The organism is Agromyces sp. MMS24-JH15 (genome assembly GCF_043518605.1).
In the GTDB taxonomy this organism is placed as follows: domain Bacteria; phylum Actinomycetota; class Actinomycetes; order Actinomycetales; family Microbacteriaceae; genus Agromyces.
The window spans coordinates 3,542,456-3,559,751 of record NZ_CP171358.1; the positions used below are offsets into that span (position 1 = coordinate 3,542,456).

At 73.7% G+C, this 17,296-nt stretch carries 20 protein-coding genes; 6 read left to right on the top strand and 14 right to left on the bottom strand.

The annotated features are described in order from the left end of the window. Positions 1 to 3 precede the first annotated feature (3 nt). Positions 4 to 1,104 carry a GTP 3',8-cyclase MoaA gene (moaA, locus tag ACDF64_RS16135; protein WP_394552378.1) on the bottom strand — a complete coding sequence of 367 codons (1,101 nt, stop codon included), beginning with the start codon at positions 1,102 to 1,104 and terminating at the stop codon, positions 4 to 6. A gap of 211 nt (positions 1,105 to 1,315) precedes the next feature. Between moaA and glp the strand changes: the two genes are divergently transcribed. The 5 genes from glp to ACDF64_RS16160 all read left to right on the top strand — a co-directional run bounded on the left by glp (position 1,316) and on the right by ACDF64_RS16160 (position 5,528). Continuing rightward, complete coding sequence (glp, locus tag ACDF64_RS16140; RefSeq protein ID WP_394552379.1) at positions 1,316 to 2,554, top strand: gephyrin-like molybdotransferase Glp; 1,239 nt, start codon at positions 1,316 to 1,318, stop codon at positions 2,552 to 2,554. Next, positions 2,547 to 3,017 carry a cyclic pyranopterin monophosphate synthase MoaC gene (gene moaC / locus ACDF64_RS16145; RefSeq protein WP_394552380.1) on the top strand — a complete coding sequence of 157 codons (471 nt, stop codon included), beginning with the start codon at positions 2,547 to 2,549 and terminating at the stop codon, positions 3,015 to 3,017. The genes glp and moaC overlap by 8 nt, the downstream gene beginning before the upstream one ends. Beyond that, positions 3,014 to 3,553 carry a molybdenum cofactor biosynthesis protein B gene (locus ACDF64_RS16150; protein ID WP_394552381.1) on the top strand — a complete coding sequence of 180 codons (540 nt, stop codon included), beginning with the start codon at positions 3,014 to 3,016 and terminating at the stop codon, positions 3,551 to 3,553. Before moaC ends, ACDF64_RS16150 begins: the two co-directional genes overlap by 4 nt. Beyond that, positions 3,540 to 3,974, top strand: a complete 435-nt coding sequence (locus ACDF64_RS16155) for a molybdenum cofactor biosynthesis protein MoaE (protein WP_394552382.1) — start codon at positions 3,540 to 3,542, stop codon at positions 3,972 to 3,974. The genes ACDF64_RS16150 and ACDF64_RS16155 overlap by 14 nt, the downstream gene beginning before the upstream one ends. Before the next feature lie 138 nt (positions 3,975 to 4,112). Next, on the top strand, positions 4,113 to 5,528 hold the full coding sequence (locus tag ACDF64_RS16160; RefSeq protein ID WP_394552383.1) for an MFS transporter: 1,416 nt from the start codon (positions 4,113 to 4,115) through the stop codon (positions 5,526 to 5,528). A 121-nt stretch (positions 5,529 to 5,649) separates the two neighbouring features. Here the strand turns inward: ACDF64_RS16160 and ACDF64_RS16165 are convergent, their stop codons facing one another. The 9 genes from ACDF64_RS16165 to rpsP all read right to left on the bottom strand — a co-directional run bounded on the left by ACDF64_RS16165 (position 5,650) and on the right by rpsP (position 11,212). Next, the gene (locus ACDF64_RS16165; RefSeq protein WP_394552384.1) at positions 5,650 to 6,861 is read right to left on the bottom strand and encodes a molybdopterin molybdotransferase MoeA; all 1,212 of its coding nucleotides are present in this window, start codon (positions 6,859 to 6,861) and stop codon (positions 5,650 to 5,652) included. Next, on the bottom strand, positions 6,858 to 7,103 hold the full coding sequence (locus ACDF64_RS16170; protein ID WP_394552385.1) for a DUF6457 domain-containing protein: 246 nt from the start codon (positions 7,101 to 7,103) through the stop codon (positions 6,858 to 6,860). Before ACDF64_RS16170 ends, ACDF64_RS16165 begins: the two co-directional genes overlap by 4 nt. After that, positions 7,100 to 7,729, bottom strand: coding sequence for a molybdenum cofactor guanylyltransferase (locus tag ACDF64_RS16175; protein ID WP_394552386.1), 630 nt, complete (start codon positions 7,727 to 7,729; stop codon positions 7,100 to 7,102). Before ACDF64_RS16175 ends, ACDF64_RS16170 begins: the two co-directional genes overlap by 4 nt. Beyond that, a complete protein-coding gene (locus ACDF64_RS16180) occupies positions 7,726 to 8,484 on the bottom strand; it encodes a sirohydrochlorin chelatase (RefSeq protein WP_394552387.1) in 759 nt (252 codons plus the stop codon). Before ACDF64_RS16180 ends, ACDF64_RS16175 begins: the two co-directional genes overlap by 4 nt. Before the next feature lie 143 nt (positions 8,485 to 8,627). After that, complete coding sequence (gene trmD, locus ACDF64_RS16185; protein WP_394552388.1) at positions 8,628 to 9,329, bottom strand: tRNA (guanosine(37)-N1)-methyltransferase TrmD; 702 nt, start codon at positions 9,327 to 9,329, stop codon at positions 8,628 to 8,630. Positions 9,330 to 9,370: 41 nt separating this feature from the next. Next, complete coding sequence (locus tag ACDF64_RS16190; protein ID WP_394552389.1) at positions 9,371 to 9,853, bottom strand: NUDIX domain-containing protein; 483 nt, start codon at positions 9,851 to 9,853, stop codon at positions 9,371 to 9,373. Positions 9,854 to 9,861: 8 nt separating this feature from the next. Continuing rightward, positions 9,862 to 10,557, bottom strand: a complete 696-nt coding sequence (gene rimM, locus ACDF64_RS16195) for a ribosome maturation factor RimM (RefSeq protein ID WP_394552390.1) — start codon at positions 10,555 to 10,557, stop codon at positions 9,862 to 9,864. 1 nt (position 10,558) lies between these two features. After that, a complete protein-coding gene (locus tag ACDF64_RS16200) occupies positions 10,559 to 10,795 on the bottom strand; it encodes an RNA-binding protein (protein ID WP_121475435.1) in 237 nt (78 codons plus the stop codon). Positions 10,796 to 10,798: 3 nt separating this feature from the next. Continuing rightward, on the bottom strand, positions 10,799 to 11,212 hold the full coding sequence (gene rpsP, locus ACDF64_RS16205; RefSeq protein WP_394552391.1) for a 30S ribosomal protein S16: 414 nt from the start codon (positions 11,210 to 11,212) through the stop codon (positions 10,799 to 10,801). 229 nt (positions 11,213 to 11,441) lie between these two features. On the opposite strand from rpsP, the gene ACDF64_RS16210 reads away from it, so the two are divergent. Next, positions 11,442 to 12,611 carry a glutamate--cysteine ligase gene (locus tag ACDF64_RS16210; protein WP_394552392.1) on the top strand — a complete coding sequence of 390 codons (1,170 nt, stop codon included), beginning with the start codon at positions 11,442 to 11,444 and terminating at the stop codon, positions 12,609 to 12,611. A gap of 46 nt (positions 12,612 to 12,657) precedes the next feature. On the opposite strand, the gene ACDF64_RS16215 is transcribed toward ACDF64_RS16210, so the two are convergent. The 4 genes from ACDF64_RS16215 to ftsY all read right to left on the bottom strand — a co-directional run bounded on the left by ACDF64_RS16215 (position 12,658) and on the right by ftsY (position 17,237). Then, positions 12,658 to 14,091, bottom strand: a complete 1,434-nt coding sequence (locus ACDF64_RS16215) for a GH1 family beta-glucosidase (protein ID WP_394552393.1) — start codon at positions 14,089 to 14,091, stop codon at positions 12,658 to 12,660. A gap of 115 nt (positions 14,092 to 14,206) precedes the next feature. Further along, positions 14,207 to 15,790 (bottom strand): signal recognition particle protein, encoded by a 1,584-nt coding sequence (ffh, locus tag ACDF64_RS16220; protein ID WP_394552394.1) that lies wholly within the window; start codon positions 15,788 to 15,790, stop codon positions 14,207 to 14,209. A gap of 60 nt (positions 15,791 to 15,850) precedes the next feature. Further along, positions 15,851 to 16,339 carry a hypothetical protein gene (locus tag ACDF64_RS16225; protein ID WP_394552395.1) on the bottom strand — a complete coding sequence of 163 codons (489 nt, stop codon included), beginning with the start codon at positions 16,337 to 16,339 and terminating at the stop codon, positions 15,851 to 15,853. Between the two features lie 22 nt (positions 16,340 to 16,361). Next, positions 16,362 to 17,237 carry a signal recognition particle-docking protein FtsY gene (ftsY, locus tag ACDF64_RS16230; protein ID WP_394552396.1) on the bottom strand — a complete coding sequence of 292 codons (876 nt, stop codon included), beginning with the start codon at positions 17,235 to 17,237 and terminating at the stop codon, positions 16,362 to 16,364. Between the last annotated feature and the right edge of the window lie 59 nt (positions 17,238 to 17,296).

The following is a 17,296-nucleotide window of genomic DNA, read 5'->3' on the forward strand; positions in this document are numbered from 1 at the left end:
CGCTCAGCCTCCGATCGCGCTCATGGGACGGTCGGGCTGCGTGAACCCGGGCGCGTTCACGCCGTGCCCGGCGGCCTTGCCCCACATCTCCAGGCGCCAGAGGTCGGCGAGCGCCTCGTCGTCGGCGCCCGCGCGGAGCGGCCCGAGCAGGTCGGTCTCCGCGAGCGAGAACAGGCAGCTGCGGACGCGGCCGTCGCCCGTGAGCCGCGTGCGCCGGCAGTCGGCGCAGAACGGCTCGGTCACCGACGCGATGATGCCGATGCGCCCGACCGGCTCGCCCGCGCGGCGCACCTCCCACCGCTCGGCGGGGGCGCCGTCGCGCGGTGCGCCGTCGGGCACGAGCTCGAATCGCTCGCCGACGCGCTCGCGGATCTCGGCCCCCGTCACGAGGTTCACGCGCGACCACGCGTGGTCGGCGTCGAGCGGCATCTGCTCGATGAAGCGCAGCTCGATGTCGCGCGCGACCGCCCACTCGACGAGCTCGGCCGCCTCGCCGTCGTTCACGCCGCGCATGAGCACCGCGTTCACCTTGAGCGGGCCGAGGCCCGCGGCGAGCGCGCCGTCGACGCCCTCGAGGACGCGGTGGAGCAGTCGTCGCCGGGTGATCCGCTCGAAGGTCTCGTGCCGGAGCGAGTCGAGCGAGATGTTGACGCGATCCAGGCCCGCCGCGGCGAGCGCGCCGGCGCGCTCCGCGAGCCCGATCCCGTTCGTCGTCAGGGAGAGCTCCGGGCGATCCGGCAGCGCGGCGCAGGCCGCGACGATGTCGGCGAGGTCGCGGCGCAGCAGCGGCTCGCCCCCCGTGAACCGCACCTGCCGGACGCCGAGCCGCTCCACGGCGATCCCGACCAGTCGGGCGATCTCCTCGGCCGACATGAGCGATTCGGCCGCCGCCCACGGCAGTCCCTCGGCGGGCATGCAGTACGTGCAGCGCAGGTTGCAGCGGTCGGTCAGCGAGACCCGGAGGTCGGTCGCGACGCGTCCGAACCGGTCGACGAGGCCGGTCGCGGACGGCCGCCCGGATGCCTCGAGCCGTCGGGCTGCGGACTCGGCGGTCGCGCGCGGGTCCTCGGTGCGCACGCGCGGGATGCCGAGGAGGGTGGTCACCGGTTCACGATAAGCCATGGCGCCGGCATCCGCCCCCGGACGGCGCTTCACCAGAGCGTGCGCGTACGCGCCGGTCACGGCGATCCGCCCGGCGCCCGGCGGGCGCCCCGGCGCGTAGGGTGGCAGCGGAGACCGCACGGTGGTCGGCACGGCCCGTGTCGGCGGAACGCGGGAGGAGAACGGCGATGGGCTGCGAACGACGGGCGGGCATGTGAGCCGGCGATCCCTCGAGGCGCACCGCGACGCCGTCGCGCGCCACCTGGCCGACGCGCTCCTCCCGCGCACGGACCGCGTCGGACTCGACCTGCTCGCCGATCCCGCGAGCGACCTCGGCGACCTCGGCGACCTCGTCGGACGCATCCTCGCCGCGCCGGCGGTCGCGGGCGCCGACGCGCCGCCGTTCGACAACTCGCAGCTCGACGGGTACGCGGTCCGCGCCGCGGACGTGCGCGCCGGGACGCCGCTGCCGCTCGCGCCGGAGATCGCCGCGGGCTCCGTCGCCGCGCCGCTCCCGGCCGGCCACGCTGCCCCGATCATGACGGGCGCGCCGCTCCCCCCGGGCGCCGACGCGGTCGTCGCGATCGAGCGGACCGAGGGCGACGGATTCGCCGCGCACGCGGCATCCGGCCGGGTGGTGCTGCTCGTCGGGCCGTCGGCGGGCGACGCGGTGCGCACCGCCGCGAGCGACCTGCGCCGCGGCGACGAAGTGCTGCCCGCCGGCGCGCGGCTCGGGCCGGCCGCACTCGGCGCCCTCGCCGCGGGCGCGGTCGACTCGGTCGACCTGGTCGCCCGACCGCGCGTCGCGATCGTCTCGACCGGGCGCGAGCTCGCGGCCGGCGTCCGCGACGCGAACGGCCCGGCGCTGGCCGCCGCGGTCCTGGAGGCGGGCGGCCTGGCCACGCGCTGGCTGCACGCCGACGACGAGCCCGCCGCGTTCGCGCGGCTCCTCGAGGACGCCGCGCGCGGTGCCGACGTGGTCGTCACGACCGGCGGCGTCAGCCGCGGGACGCACGAGGTCGTGCGCGAAGCGCTCGCCGACCGGGGCGAGTTCGTCTCGGTCGGCATCCAACCGGGCGGGCCGCAGGGCCTCGCGACCGTCGAGGTCGACGGCCGCGACGTGCCGGTCCTGTGCTTCCCCGGCAATCCGGTCAGCGCGCTCGTGTCGTTCGAACTGCTCCTCCGACCGCTCCTGCGCGCTGCCGCCGGCATGCATCCCGCCGAGCGCGCGACCGAGCGGCGCCCGCTCGCCGAACCCGTCGACTCCCCGCCCGAGCTCCACCAGGTGCGACGGGGCATCCGCGCCGCCGACGGCACCGTCCGGCTCGTCGGCGGGGCGAGCTCGCACCTGATCGGCGCGTACGCGCGCGCCGACGCGCTCGTCCACCTTCCGCCCGGCCTCGCGTCCGCGCCCGCCGGGACCCCCGTCGACATCTGGAGGATCGATGACTGAGCTGACGCACCGACGCGCCGACGGCGCCGTGCACATGGTCGACGTCGGCAGCAAGCCCCCGACGCGACGCGTCGCACGCGCCGAGGCGACCCTGGTCACGAGGCCCGACGTCGTCGGGCTCCTCGCCGAGGGTCGGCTCCCGAAGGGCGAGGCGATCGGCGTCGCGAGGGTCGCGGGCATCATGGCGGCCAAGCAGACCCCGCAGCTCGTGCCGCTCTGCCACCCGATCCTCATCGACGCGGTCGAGGTCGACTTCGACGTGCGGGAGGACCGGGTGGTCGTGACCGCGGAGGTCGCGACCACGGGCGGCACGGGCGTCGAGATGGAGGCCATCACGGCCGCGACGGTCGCGGCCATCTCGCTCTACGACATGGTGAAGGCCGTCGACCGGCTCGCGACGATCGAGGGCGTGCGCCTGGTCTCGAAGTCGGGCGGCAAGTCGGGCGACTGGGTCCGGCCGTGAGCGATCGCCCCGAGACCCCGATCACGGCGGCGGATGCCTCGGCCACGCCGTCGCCGGCCCGCCGACGCGCCGCCGCGATCACGGTCTCGACGAGCGCCGCGGCCGGCACCGCGGCCGACCGGACCGGCCCGGTCATCGTCGACTGGCTCGCGCAGCGCGGCTTCACCGCCGCGCTCGACGTCGTCCCCGACGGCGCGGGCGTCGCCGAGGCGATCCGGGGCGCGCTCGGCGACGGAGCATCCGTCGTCGTGACGACCGGCGGCACCGGCATCTCGCCCGACGACGCCACGCCCGAGGCCGTGCGCGCGGTGATCGACCGCGAGCTGCCCGGGTTCGGCGAGGAACTGCGCCGGCGCGGCGTCGCGCACGGGGCATCCGCGCTGCTCGGCCGCGGCCTCGCCGGCACCGCGGGCGCCGCGCTCGTCGTCGCGCTCCCCGGCTCGCCCGGCGGCGTCCGCGACGGACTCGACCTGCTCGACGGGATCCTCGACCACGCACTCGACCAGCTCGCCGGAGGCGGCCATGGCCCACGCTGACCCCGTCCGCATCGCGACCGTCACGACCGACCCGATCGACCTCGCCGCCCTCCGCGAGCAGGTCCCGACCTCCGCCGACGGCGCCGTCGTGGTCTTCGAGGGGGTCGTGCGCGACCACGACGAGGGGCGGGGCGTGCACGCCCTCGCCTACTCGGCGCATCCGAGCGCCAGGGACGAGCTCGCCGCGACCGCCGCCGACGTCCAGTCGCGGCATCCCGAGACCGTCGTCGCGGTCGTCCACCGCATCGGGCCGCTCGCGATCGGCGACGTCGCGCTCGCGTGCGTGGTGGCGAGCGCGCACCGCGCGGAGGCCTTCGCGGCGTGCGCGGAACTCGTCGACGAGGTGAAGCTCCGGGTGCCGATCTGGAAGGAGCAGCGCTTCGACGACGGCTCCGTCGAATGGGTCTCCGCGCTCGAATAGCCCGGCTCACCTCGCGCCCGCGGTCGGGTGAGCATGGCGAATCATGGATTTCACCGCCCGCGCCGATCGAGGAAACACCCGCTCGGTAACTTCGCTCGCGTCCGAACCACGACACCGTGACGCTCCCCGGAGGCGACGATGACCGATACCGTGACCGAATCCCCGACGCAGGCCACCTCGACGCTGCCGGCGTCCGGATCCTCGATGACGGGCGCGGCCCTCAGTCGCCGTCCCGGCCGCTGGATCGACGGCTGGAACCCCGAGGACGAGGGCCAGTGGGACCGCGAGGGCCGTGCCATCGCGCGTCGCAACCTCGGCTGGTCGATCTTCGCGGAGTTCCTCGGCTTCGTCGTCTGGCAGCTCTGGAGCATCGTCGCGGTCACGCTGCCCGCCGCCGGGTTCGACCTCGACACCGGCCAGGTGTTCTGGCTCATCTCGATCCCGAGCCTCGTCGGCGCGACGCTGCGGATCCCCTACTCGTTCCTCGTGCCGAAGTTCGGCGGCCGCAACTGGACCATCATCTCCGCCGGCCTCCTGCTCGTCCCGACCACGGCGCTCGCGATCTGCGTCTCCAACCCGGAGACGCCGTTCCCGGTCCTCCTGGGTGCTGCGGCCCTCGCCGGCTTCGGCGGCGGCAACTTCGCGAGCTCGATGTCGAACATCACGTTCTTCTATCCCGCGAAGGAGAAGGGCTGGGCGCTCGGGCTGAACGCCGCGGGCGGCAACATCGGCGCCGCGGTCGCGCAGCTCGTCGTGCCCATCGCGATCACGATCGGCGCGGGCGTCGCACTCAACCTCCCGGTCGCGGGCCTGCTGTGGATCCCGCTCATCCTCGTCGCGATGTTCGGCGCGTGGAAGTACATGGACAACCTCTCGAACGCGAAGGCCGACTTCGCCGGCTCGGCGGCGGCGCTGCGCGAACCGCACCTCTGGGTCCTCGCGGTCCTGTACATCGGCACCTTCGGCTCGTTCATCGGCTTCGCGAGCGTGTTCCCGAAGCTCATCGCCGACCAGTTCCCGACGTTCTCGACGTTCGCCGTCGGCGGGGCATCCCTCTCGCTCGCGTTCCTCGGCGCGCTCGTCGGCTCGCTGTCCCGGCCCTACGGCGGGCGTCTCGCCGACCGGTTCGGCGGCGCCAACGTGACCATGGCGGCGTTCGCGTCCATGGGACTCGTCACGCTCGCGGTGATCCTCACGCTGCCGCTCGGCAACTTCTGGGTCTTCCTCGGCTGCTTCCTGCTGCTGTTCGCCTCGGCCGGCATCGGCAACGGGTCCACCTACCGGATGATCCCGGCCGTGTTCTCGGCTCGCGCCGGGATCGACGGGCACGGCGTCTCGACGCAGCGCAAGGCCGCCGCCGCGCTCGGCCTGATCTCGGCGATCGGCGCCTTCGGCGGCTTCCTGATCCCGCAGGCGCTCAACCTGTCGTTCCAGTCGACGGGCGGCTACGACGGCGCGTTCGTGGTGTTCGTCGCGGTGTACGTCTTCCTCCTGGCGCTCACGTGGGCCGTGTACGCCCGCCGTTCGAGCCGCTTCGCCGAGCACCGGATCTGATCCGGGGCATCCTGTTCGTACCGCCCGGGCGGGCGGCCGGTCGATCCGGTCGCCCGCCCGGTCGCGTGCGCGGCGCGACGGCGCGACGGCGCGACCCTGCCTCGGCTGCCGGCGCTGCTCGTCAGCGGGCGTGTCCGGATCCGCCGACCCACGGCAGCGGAAGCAGCCGCACCGACGCGCCGCCCGGCGCCACCACGAGCAGCCCGTCGGCGCCCGCGAGGCCCCGGAGCATCGCCGCACCGCGCCACGCGGTCGCCTCGAGCCCGCCGTCGACCCGGTGCACGGGGACGACGAGCGTGTCCTCGGCGTGCGGCTCGACGCCGGCCGCGGCCGCAGTCGACGACGGCAGCGGCAGCGGTTCGGGCACCGGCCCGCCCGCGACGCCCGCGAGGAAGGGCCCCAGCAGCGCGCAGAGCGAGGTGAAGGCGGCGAGCGGATTCCCCGGGAGCCCGAGCACCGCGGTCCCGCCCGGCATGCGGGCGAGCAGGGTCGGATGCCCCGGTCGGGCACGGAGCCCCGGCACGACGATCCGCGCATCGAGCGCCCCGAGCGCCTCGCGCAGCCGGTCGCCGTGCCCGCGCGCCGTGCCGCCCGTCGTCAGCACCAGGTCGACGCCGTCGGCCTCGGCATCGCAGAGCAGTCCGGCGAGTTCGCCGGGCGCGTCGCCGGATCGAGCGCTGCGCACGAGCTCACCGCCGAGTTCGTCGATGAGCGCGGGCAGCGAGGGCGTGTACGCGTCGCGGACCGTGCCGGCGCCGGGGATGCCCGACCCGCGCACCTCGTCGCCGGTCACGATGAGCAGGCACCGCGGCCGCGGTCGCACGAGGACCTCGTCCAGGCCGGCGACGGCCAGGAGCGACACCCGCGGCGGCGTCAGGCGCGCGCCGACGGCGACGAGCAGGTCGCCGGCCGCGAGCTCCTCGCCGCGTCGGCGGACATGCCGTCCCGGGCGCCCCCGACCGGCACCCGGTGCCCGTCGGAGCGTCCCTCCGCCGGCGTCGCCGTCCTCGCTCCGCAGGACTTCCGTCGCGCCGGGCGGCACCGCTCCGCCGGTCGTCACGGGCCGCGCGCTCCCGGGCGCCAGTTCCGTGCCCGGCGGCTCGCCCATCCGGATCGGCGGGCCGATCGACCAGGGCTCGTCGCCCGAGACGACCCAGCCGTCCATCGCGCTCACGTCGATCGCGGGGAGGTCGGTCGCCGCGCGGGCGTCCGCGGCGAGCACGAGTCCGGCCGCCTCGGCGAGCGCGGTCGCCCGGCCCGGGCGGCTGCGCTCGGCGCCGAGCCGATGCGCCTCGCTCCGCGCGTCGTCCCAGGGGACGAGGGGTCCGGTCACGCCGTCGCGTCGGGCAGGAGCGCCGCGACGCGCGCGACGGCCTCGTCGTACGGGATGCCCCGCCCGACGGCGACCCCGACGAGGTAGGTGGTGAGCGGCGCGGCGGGGCGCGCGATCCCGTGCGCGGCGTCGCGCGCGAGGTCGAGCACGGCGCCGACGTCGACGCCGGCGTCCGCAATGCCCAGCTCGGCGGCGACGCGCGCGGCCCAGTCGTCGAGCGCGGCGGGTTCGGATGCGGTCATGCGTTGGCCTTCCATGGCTCGCGCAGCCCGAGCCGGGCCGCGTCGGCGGCGGTGTCGACGTCCGCGCAGAGCGGGTCGGGGAGGATGAGCTCCACGGGGTCGAGCGTAGCTAGCGCGGCGCGCAGCGACGGCCCGCGCGGGTTCCCGCGCGCCGCGTCGTCGGCCGTCTCGACGGCATCGCGCAGCGCGCTCGTCGGGTAGGCGGCCAGCAGCGGCTGGCGTCGGCCCGAGGCATCCGCGGCCACGACCCCGCCCTCGGCACCGGGGTCGGCCAGCCTCGCCGCGAGGCGTGCGACGGCCTCCCGTGCGAACGGCTGGTCGGCCGCGAGCACGAACGTGAACGGCGCCGGGTCGTCGGCGAGCACCCGCAGGCCGGCCAGGATCGCCGCGACCGGGCCCGCCCACCGCGGCTCCTCGACCGCGGGCCGGATCCGCGGCGCGTCGTGTGCACCGCCGGGATGCTCGGACCGCTCCCCCACGACCGCGACGGCGCGCGCCTCCGCGACCGCGTCGACCGCGATCGCGAGCAGGGACCTGCCGTCGAGCTCGAGCGCGGTCTTGTCGCGCCCCTCGTACCTCGACGCCCGGCCGCCCGCGAGCAGCACGGCGTCGAAGGCGACGGTCACCCGCGACTCCCCTCCATCGACACGAGCGCCGCCTCGTACCGGTCGAGCACGAGTTGCACGATGGGCTCCGGGGCGGGGGCGTCGGGTTGCAGCAGCGGCCGGGCCACGATGTCGCCGCCCGCGGCGGCGGCCTGGTCGTAGAAGACGCCCGGGGCGAGCATATAAGCGCCCACGATGATCCGCGATCCGGAGTGCACGGCGCGGAGCATGTCGATCGCGTCGTGCAGGCGGGGCACCGCCGAGGCGACGAATCCGATCGTCACCTGCCTGCCGAGGCGCGCGGCGAGCCGCCGCGCGGTCTCGAAGCACTCCCTGGCGGCCCGCGGGTCGTTCGAGCCGGCCGCGGCGAGCACGACGACGTCGGACTCGTGCAGGCCGAGCTCCTCGATCCGGAGCGCGAGCTCCTCGACGATCCGCTCGTCGGGCCCGAGCTCGGCGGCGAGCACGACCTCGGAGTCGCCGGCGTGGTCGAGCCCCTGGGTGAGTCCGGTGCGCACGTGGAATCCCGCCGACAGCACGAGCGGCAGCAGCACGCCCGCCGAGTCGCGGATGTACCCCTCGAACGCGGCGATCGCGTCGCGGGGATGCGAGTCGACGAAGCTGATCGCGATGTCGAGGTCCGGACGCGCGGTCGCGATGGCGTCGACGAGGCGGATGATCGCGGCCCGGTTGTCGGGCGACGGCGCGCCGTGCGTCACCGCCAGCAGCCGCAGGGGCGGAGCCGCGGGGGTCGCTCCGTCGCTGCCGTCGACCATGTCCCACTCCTCGCCGGCGGGATGGCCGCCGATTCGAAGCTAGGCAGCGGCTGTTTCGCGCCCGACTCGGAGATGTTTCGACGCGGTGAAGAGTCCCTCACCCGGCGCGAGGCCCGCAGGTGGGCACGAGCGCCGTGCGCGGATCATCCTCGCGGTTCGTCGGGAAGGAGCTCGGGCCGGACGCGGCGCGTGCGCTCGAGCTGCTGCTCGCGGCGCCAGGCCGCGACCCGGCCGTGGTGCCCCGAGCGGAGCACGTCCGGGACCTCGAGTCCGCGCCACTCGGGCGGCTTGGTGTAGCTCGGGTACTCGAGCAGGCCGTCCTCGTGCGACTCCTCGACGAGGCTCTCCGGGTTGCCGACGACGCCCGGCACGAGCCGGCCGGCGGCCTCGATCATCGCCATCACGGCGACCTCGCCGCCGTTCAGGACGTAGTCGCCGAGCGAGAGCAGGCGCACGCGCATGCGCGTGGCGTAGTGGTCGACGACCCGCTGGTCGATGCCCTCGTACCGGCCGCACGCGAACACGAGGTGCTCCTCCTCGGCGAGCTCGCGCGCGATCGCCTGCGTGAACGGCTCGCCCGCGGGCGACGGCACGACCAGGAGCGCATCGGATGCCCCGTCGCCGACGATCGCGTCGAGCGCCTCGCCCCACGGCTCGGGCTTCATGACCATGCCCGCGCCGCCGCCGTACGGCGTGTCGTCGACCGTGCGGTGCCGATCGTGCGTGTGGTCGCGCAGGTCGTGCGCGGTGACGCGGATGATCCCCGCGTCACGCGCCTTGCCCAGCAGCGAGAGGTCCAGGACGTCGAAGAACGACGGGAAGATGGTGACGATGTCGATCCGCACCATCCCAGTGTGCACCGTCCGTCCGGCGGCGCGCGCCGCGTTCACCGGCTGAACCTGGCGCGCTCCTCGTCGGCCGCGGCCGCGAGGATGCGCTCCTCGTGGGTCCGCGTGAGCGGCGGCAGGGCGTCGAGGCGCACCCAGGCGACCTCGGAGTTCTCGCCGTCGGCGGGCCAGGCGTCGCCGGAGACGTACCGGCAGGCGAAGACCAGGTCGAGGTACCGCGTGCGATCGCCGTTCTCGTACTCGACGACGTGGGGCTCGACGTGGACCCACGCGAGTCGCTCGGCGACGGCGACGACGTCGGTCTCCTCGAGCACCTCGCGCTCGGCCGCGACCGCGGGCTCCTCGCCCGGATCGATGATGCCGGTCACGGCGGTCCAGCGACCGTCGTCGACTCGTCGGACGAGCAGGACCTCGCGGTCCGCGCCCTCGCCGCGGAGGACCACGGCCGTGACGCCCGAGAGCCACAGCTCCTCGGTCCCGACCTTGTCGCGCAGGCGCTGGATGAACTCGGGGGTGGCCACGGCCGGGCTCAGCCGGCGGCGGGCGCCGGGGCGCCCGATCCGGAGTCCGAGTCGTCGTCGCCGGGCTCGGCGGCGGGCTCATCGGCGGCCTCGCCGGGCTCGGCGTCCTCGGCGGGCTCGCCGTCCTCGGCGGCCGGGTTCCCGCCCTCGTCCTCGTCGGGGAGGTCCTCGAAGAGCCCGTTCGGCGGGGTGACGGTGAGCGTGCCGGCCTCGAGGTCGACCTCGGGCACGATCGCCTGGACGAACGGCACCATGACCTCGCGACCCTTCGTCTTCACGACGAGCAGGTCCTGGGCGGGGAAGTGGTCGACGCGCGCGACCTCGCCGATCGGAGCGCCGTCGCGGATGACCGCGAGCCCGACCAGCTGGTGGTCGTACCAGGCGTCGGGCTCGGACTCGCCGGCCTCGGCGTCGTCGACATCGACCCAGAGGATCGCCTTCACGACGCCCTCGGCGTCGTTGCGGTCCTCGATGCCCTCGAAGAACCCGACGGGCTGCGCGTTGTACCAGCGCAGCTCGCGGAACGTGAGGGTGCGGCCGTGCCACGGCGACGAGTCGGGCACCTGGAGCGAGAAGACGGCGCCGGGGACGAACCGGCGGGCCGGGTCGTCCGTGAACAGCTCGAGCTTGATCGCGCCCTTGAGGCCGTGGGCCTTCGTCAGGCGGCCGACGCGCAGCTGCTGGGGACGGGGTTGGCTCGCCACGTCAGTCGTCGGTGTCGACGACGTCGACACGCACCCGGCGGCCGTCGGCGAGCGCGGTCACGAGCGTGCGCAGCGCCTTCGCCGTGCGGCCCGCGCGCCCGATGACGCGGCCGAGGTCCTCGGGGTTCACGTGAACCTCGAGGACCTCGCCGCGTGCGCTCGACGCGGAGACGACCCGCACGTCGTCAGGGTGATCGACGATCCCCTTGACGAGGTGTTCGAGCGCGGACTGGAGCAAGGCCTACGCCTCGTCCGTGGTCTCGGCCTCGACCGCTGCCGGGGCCTCCTCGACCTTGGCCGGCTTCTCGGCCTTGGGCTTGAGGACGGGCTTCTTGGCGGCGTCGGCCTGGAAGGCGGCCTTCGGCTCGCGGACCTTGACGGTGCTCACGGCGTTCGCGTCGCCCTTGAACTTGCCCCAGTCGCCGGTCAGCTTGAGGATGGCGAGGACCTGCTCGGTCGGCTGTGCGCCGACGCCGAGCCAGTACTGCGCACGGTCCGAGTCGACCTCGATGAACGAGGGCTCCTCGGTGGGGTGGTACTTGCCGATCTCCTCGATCACGCGACCGTCGCGCTTGGTGCGCGAGTCGGCGACGACGATGCGGTAGTACGGGGCACGGATCTTGCCGAGCCGCTTGAGACGGATCTTGACAGCCACGATTCTCCTGAATGTCTGGTGAGGTGGGCGAACTGAAGCCGTGAGCGTGGGGTGCACACTCGGCGGAAGCTCAATGGTGTCCTGTGCGCCGGATAGAGGGTCGGGCGCAGCAGAACTCGACTGACCATTCTTGCAGATTTCCAGCCGAGGCGATAATCGCACAGGTGCATGGGAGGATGTCGGAAGCCGGACGTACGGGCGGATCGGCCGAAGCAGAGCGGGAGTCGGGATGTCGATCGAGTTCCGGACCTCCGAACGGTCCACGGTCGGGATCGAGTGGGAGATCGCCGTGGTCGACCGCGAGACGGGCGAACTCGCGCCCGTCGCGGGCGCCGTCGTCGCGGAACTGGCCGACGACCGCCCCGAACCGCACCCGCACGTGACCGCCGAGCTCCTGACGAACACGGTCGAACTCGTCTCGGGCGTGCACCATCGGGTGGCCGGTGCGGTCGAGGACCTGCTCGGCCTCGTCGAGCGCGTGCGCGTCGAGCTCGACCGCCTCGGCGCGTACGAGCTCGTGTGCAGCGGCTCCCACCCGTACAGCCAGTGGTACGACCAGGAGCTGACCGACAAGCCGCGCTACCACAAGCTCATCGAGCGCACGCGCTGGTGGGGCCAGAACATGATGATCTGGGGCATCCACGTGCACGTCGGCCTCGACGACCGCGACAAGGCCCTGCCGATCCTCGACGGCATGCTCGCCTACCTGCCGCACCTGCAGGCGCTGAGCGCGTCGAGCCCGTTCTGGGCCGGGGTCGAGACCGGGTACGCGTCGAACCGCGCGCTCATGTTCCAGCAGCTCCCGACCGCCGGCCTGCCGTACCCGCTCGCCGACTGGGCGGCCTACGAGCGCTACGTCGGCGACCTCGTCCGCACGGGCGTCATCGACGACCACACCGAGGTCAGGTGGGACATCCGGCCGTCGCCGCGCTGGGGCACGATCGAGGTGCGCGTGTGCGACGGCGTGTCGACCGCGGCCGAGATCGGCGCGATCGCCGCGCTCGTGCAGTGCCTCGTCGACTGGATGAGCGAGCGGATCGACAACGGCGAGAAGCTCCCGGTGCTCCAGCCCTGGTACGTGCGCGAGAACAAGTGGCGCGCCGCGCGCTACGGGCTCGACGCCGAGATCATCACGGATGTCGCGGGCACCGAGCGGCTCGTCACCGACGACCTGCGCGACCTCGTCACGGTGCTCGTGCCGGTCGCCGAGCGGCTCGGCTGCGCGGCCGAGCTCCAGGAGGTGCGGCGCATGCTCGACGCGGGCGCGAGCTACCAGCGGCAGCTGCGCGTCGCCGCTGACGCGGGCGGCGACCTCCGCCAGGTCGTGACGCACCTCGCGCGCGAGTTCCGGGACGGCGCGCCGGGCGCGGCACCCGGGCTCGAGCCGACGGCACGCTGAGCGGGCGGATGCCCCGGGCCCGGGGCATCCGCTCCGCTCGAGCCGGTCACGCCGGGATGCGGCGCGTGCGGATCAGCTCCGCGTACCAGCGCGCGGAGTCCTTCGGGATCCGCTCCTGCGTGTCGTAGTCGACGCGCACGATGCCGAATCGCTTCGAGTAGCCGTATCCCCACTCGAAGTTGTCGAGGAACGACCAGACCTGGTATCCGCGCAGGTCGACGCCGCGCGCGATGGCCCGGTGCGCGGCCGTGAAGTGCCGGCGGAGGTAGTCGAGGCGTTCGACGTCGTGCACGCGGGGGCCGTCGGCCTCCTCGACGACGACGTCGTCGAAGGCCGCGCCGTTCTCGGTGACCATGAGCGGGAGGGCCGGGTAGGCCTGGTGCAGCGCGACGAGGAGGTCCTCGAGGCCGGACGGGTCGATGTTCCAGCCCATCTCGGTGTACGGGCCGGGCTGCTCGAGGAACTCGACCGACTCGGACCCGGGCCAGGCGGTGCCGCCCATGTCCTTGTGGCCGTCGGCGTTCACCTTCGGGGACGCGCCGTCCCACATCCGCACGGTCACCGTCGAGTAGTAGTTGACGCCCAGCACGGCGAGCGGCTGGCGGATGGCCTCGAGGTCGCCCGGGTGGACGAACGACCAGTCGGTGACCTCGGCGGTGTCGGCGACGACGTCGGCGGGGTACTCGCCGTCGAGCAGCGGCCCGAGGAAGACGCGGTTCGCGAGGCCGTCGATGCGGCGAGCCGCCTCGGCGCCGGTCGGCCCGGACGGGCGGATGACGTGCAGGTTGAGGGTGATCGAGAACTGCGGGTCGCCGGGGACGACCTCGCGGAGCGCCTGGATCGCGAGCCCGTGGGCGAGGTTCAGGTGGTGCACCGCGGCGAGCGCCTTCGCGCCGTCCATGAGGCCGGGCGCGTGCGCACCCGAGCCGTAGCCGAGGTAGGCGCTGCACCACGGCTCGTTCAGGGTCGTCCACACGGTGATCCGGTCGCCGAGCCGCTCCCCCACGATGCGCGCGTAGTCCGCGAAGGCCTCGGCGGTGGCGCGGTTCGCCCAGCCGCCCTCGTCCTCGAGCGCCTGGGGCAGGTCCCAGTGGTACAGCGTCGCGATGGGCCGGATGCCTCGTGCGATGAGCCCGTCGACGAGGCGCCCGTAGAACGCGAGGCCGGCCTCGTTCGCGGGTCCGCGGCCGGTCGGCTGGATGCGCGGCCAGGCGATCGAGAACCGGTAGGCCTCGAGGCCGAGTTCGACCATGAGGTCGAGGTCCTCCTCGAAGCGGTGGTAGTGGTCGTCGGCGACGTCGCCGGTGTCGCCGTTCCAGACCTTGCCGGGCGTGTGGCTGAACGTGTCCCAGATGCTGGGCCCGCGCCCGTCCTCGGTCGCCGCGCCCTCGATCTGGTAGGACGCCGTGGCGGACCCGAACAGGAAGTCGGCGGGGAACTCGAGCCCCGAGTCGCGGTAGTCGGTCGTGCCGGTGGTCATGCGAATGCTCCAGATCGGGGGTTCGGTCGACGGGCGACTGCCCGCGTCGACCACTCTAGCCCCTCGCCGGAGACGCTACTTACAGACCTGTAAGCAAATGCGGCCGGCCGGTCGGCTACCGCCCGAGGAACTTCTGCAGGGCGGCCATCTCCTCCTCGCTCGGCGCGCCCTTGGGCGCGCCCCCGCCGAGGCCGAAGCCCGCGCCCGACGGCGTCGACGGAGCGCCCGGAACCGGCCCGCCCGAGGCGATCGCCGCGTTCTCCGCGGCGCGCTTGGCCGGGTTGCCCGACCGCGAGCCCGACGACTTCTTCTTGCCCTTCGCCGCCTGGCGCTTGCCGCCGCCGTACCCGCCGGCGCCCGGGATCGGGCCCATGCCGGGGATCTGCGGCATGCCGCCGCGCGCCACCGTCTTCATCATCTTCGCGGCCTGCTCGAAGCGCTGCACGAGCTGGTTCACGTCGGTCACGGTCATGCCCGAGCCCTTCGCGATGCGCAGGCGCCGCGAGCCGTTCAGGAGCTTCGTGTTCTTCCGCTCCGCCGGGGTCATCGACTGGATGATCGCCTCGGTGCGCACGATCTCGCGCTCGTCGAACTGGTCGAGCTGCTGGCGGAGCCCGCCGGCGCCCGGGAGCATCCCGAGCATCTTCTTGATCGAACCGGCGCCGCGCAGCTGCTGCATCTGCTTCAGGAAGTCGTCGAGCGTGAACTGCTCGGTCGCGAGCTTCTCGGCGACCTTCAGCGCCTCCTCCTCGTCGAAGGCCTGCTGGGCCTGCTCGATGAGGGTGAGGATGTCGCCGAGGTCGAGGATGCGGCTCGCCATGCGGTCGGGGTGGAACGCCTCGAAGTCGTCCAGGCCCTCGCCCGTGGAGGCGAACATGATCGGCCGCCCGGTGATGGATGCCACGCTGAGCGCGGCGCCGCCGCGCGCGTCGCCGTCGAGCTTCGAGAGCACGACGCCCGTGAAGTCGACGCCGTCCTGGAACGCCTTCGCGGTCGCGACCGCGTCCTGGCCGATCATCGCGTCGATGACGAACAGCACCTCGTCCGGGTTCGTCGCCTTGCGGATGTTCGAGGCCTGCTTCATGAGCTCGGCGTCGACGCCGAGGCGGCCCGCGGTGTCGATGATGACCACGTCGTGCTGGGCGCGCGTCGCGTGCGCGACGCCGTCCCTCGCGACCTTCACCGGGTCGCCGACGCCGTTGCCCGGCTCGGGCGCGAAGACCGGCACGCCGGCCTGGCCGCCGACGACCTGGAGCTGGTTCACGGCGTTCGGACGCTGCAGGTCGCTCGCGACCAGCAGGGGCGTGTGCCCGTCCTTCACGAGGTGCTTCGCGAGCTTGCCCGCGAGCGTCGTCTTGCCGGCGCCCTGGAGGCCCGCGAGCATGATGACGGTCGGCGGGTTCTTCGCGAACTGGAGCCGGCGCTGCTGGCCGCCGAGGATCGCGACGAGTTCCTCGTTCACGATCTGCACGACCTGCTGGGCCGGGTTCAGCGCCTTGTTCACCTCGTCGCCGAGCGCGCGCTCGCGCACCTTCGCGGTGAAGTCCTTCACCACCGGGAGCGCAACGTCCGCGTCGAGCAGCGCGCGGCGGATCTCGCGGACCGTGCCGTCCACGTCGGCCGCGGACAGCTTGCCCTTGGTGCGGAGCTGCTTGAAGGTGTCTGCGAGACGGTCGGAGAGCGTGCCGAAGGTAGCCATGATGCCTTCGATTCTAGGCGAGCGCGGATGCGTCGCCGCTGCGCGGCCCGGCTCGGCCGCTCAGCCCTCGAAACGGACGTCGACGATCTCGCGCCCGACGTCGATCGAGGCGACCAGGCGCTCGTCGGTGTCCTCGGGCGCGAGCGCGTACTCGAACTCCGCGAACGGCTCGCCCTGGGAGTCGGCCTCGGGCCGCAGGTCGACGCGGACCAGGCTCATCGAACGCAGCGCGTCCACCTGGTGGTCGCCCGAATCCCGGCCGATCGCCGCCTCGACCTCCTCGGCCTGCTCGAGGTCGGGGTCCAGGAGCGTGTCGAGGAACCGCACGACGGGCGACGACGAGGCATCCAGTTGCGTCACGAACGCCGAGCGCAGCTCGTCGTCGACGAGCTCGAGTTCGCCGACGAGCGTCGCCGCGGCGTCCAGCGCCGCGCTCGTCACCTGTTCGTCGTCCGCGTCGAGCACCACCTCGACACGCTGGTCGGCGTACTCCACGTCCTCCGACCAGTAGTCGCCGACGATGCCGAAGTAATCGTGTTCCGTGACCATGTCGTCCACTCCCCCTCGCGGGTCATCCCACCAGCTTCTGCGCGAACACGTGCGGCGTGAAGCCCGTGAGGTCGTTGATGCCCTCGCCCTGCCCGATCAGCTTGATCGGCAGGCCCGTCTTCTCCTGCACGGCGAGCACGAAGCCGCCCTTCGCGCTGCCGTCGAGCTTCGTGAGCACGAGCCCGGTCACCCCGCCGTGCTCGATGAACGCCTCGGCCTGGGCGAGCCCGTTCTGGCCGGTCGTCGCGTCGAGCACGAGCAGCACCTCGCTGATGGGCGCCTGCTTCTCGACGACGCGCTTGATCTTGCCGAGCTCGTCCATGAGCCCGCCCTTGGTGTGCAGGCGCCCGGCGGTGTCGATGATGACGATCTCGGTGCCGTCGCGCTTGGCCTGCTCGACCGTCTGGAACGCGACCGACGCCGGGTCCTGTCCCTCGCGCTCGGGGCGCACGATGCCGACGCCCGCACGCCCCGCCCAGGTCGCGAGCTGGTCGACCGCCGCGGCGCGGAAGGTGTCGGCCGCGCCGACGACGACGGAACGGTCGTACGTGCGCAGGAACCGCGCGAACTTGCCGATCGTGGTCGTCTTGCCGACGCCGTTCACGCCGACCACGAGCACGACCGCCGGGCGCTCGGTGAGCTTCAGCGTCGGGTCGTACTTCGCGAGCCGCTCCTCGATGAGCTCGCGGAGCATCCGCTGCACGTCGCGCGGGTCGGTCGTGCGGTACCGCTCGACCTGGTCCTTGATGCGCTCGACGATCTCCTCGGTCACGGTCGGGCCGAAGTCGGCCGTGATGAGCGCCGCCTCGAGGTCGTCCCAGGTGTCCTCGTCGATCGTCTTCGCGCCGAAGATGCCGCGGAGGGCCGTGCCGAGCGACCACGTAGCGCGTTCTGCCATGCCCTCCAGCCTACGCATGCACGGTGCGCGCGCCCGACGCAAGGGGTTGCACGCCATCG

Coding starts and splice junctions, on each gene's coding strand:
- moaC (WP_394552380.1), top strand. CDS start 2,547: ATGACTGAGCTGACGCACCGACGCGCCGACGGCGCCGTGCACATGGTC.
- ACDF64_RS16155 (WP_394552382.1), top strand. CDS start 3,540: ATGGCCCACGCTGACCCCGTCCGCATCGCGACCGTCACGACCGACCCG.
- ACDF64_RS16160 (WP_394552383.1), top strand. CDS start 4,113: ATGACCGATACCGTGACCGAATCCCCGACGCAGGCCACCTCGACGCTG.
- ACDF64_RS16170 (WP_394552385.1), bottom strand. CDS start 7,103: ATGACCGCATCCGAACCCGCCGCGCTCGACGACTGGGCCGCGCGCGTC.
- ACDF64_RS16180 (WP_394552387.1), bottom strand. CDS start 8,484: ATGGTCGACGGCAGCGACGGAGCGACCCCCGCGGCTCCGCCCCTGCGG.
- ACDF64_RS16210 (WP_394552392.1), top strand. CDS start 11,442: ATGTCGATCGAGTTCCGGACCTCCGAACGGTCCACGGTCGGGATCGAG.
- ACDF64_RS16215 (WP_394552393.1), bottom strand. CDS start 14,091: ATGACCACCGGCACGACCGACTACCGCGACTCGGGGCTCGAGTTCCCC.
- ffh (WP_394552394.1), bottom strand. CDS start 15,790: ATGGCTACCTTCGGCACGCTCTCCGACCGTCTCGCAGACACCTTCAAG.
- ACDF64_RS16225 (WP_394552395.1), bottom strand. CDS start 16,339: ATGGTCACGGAACACGATTACTTCGGCATCGTCGGCGACTACTGGTCG.
- ftsY (WP_394552396.1), bottom strand. CDS start 17,237: ATGGCAGAACGCGCTACGTGGTCGCTCGGCACGGCCCTCCGCGGCATC.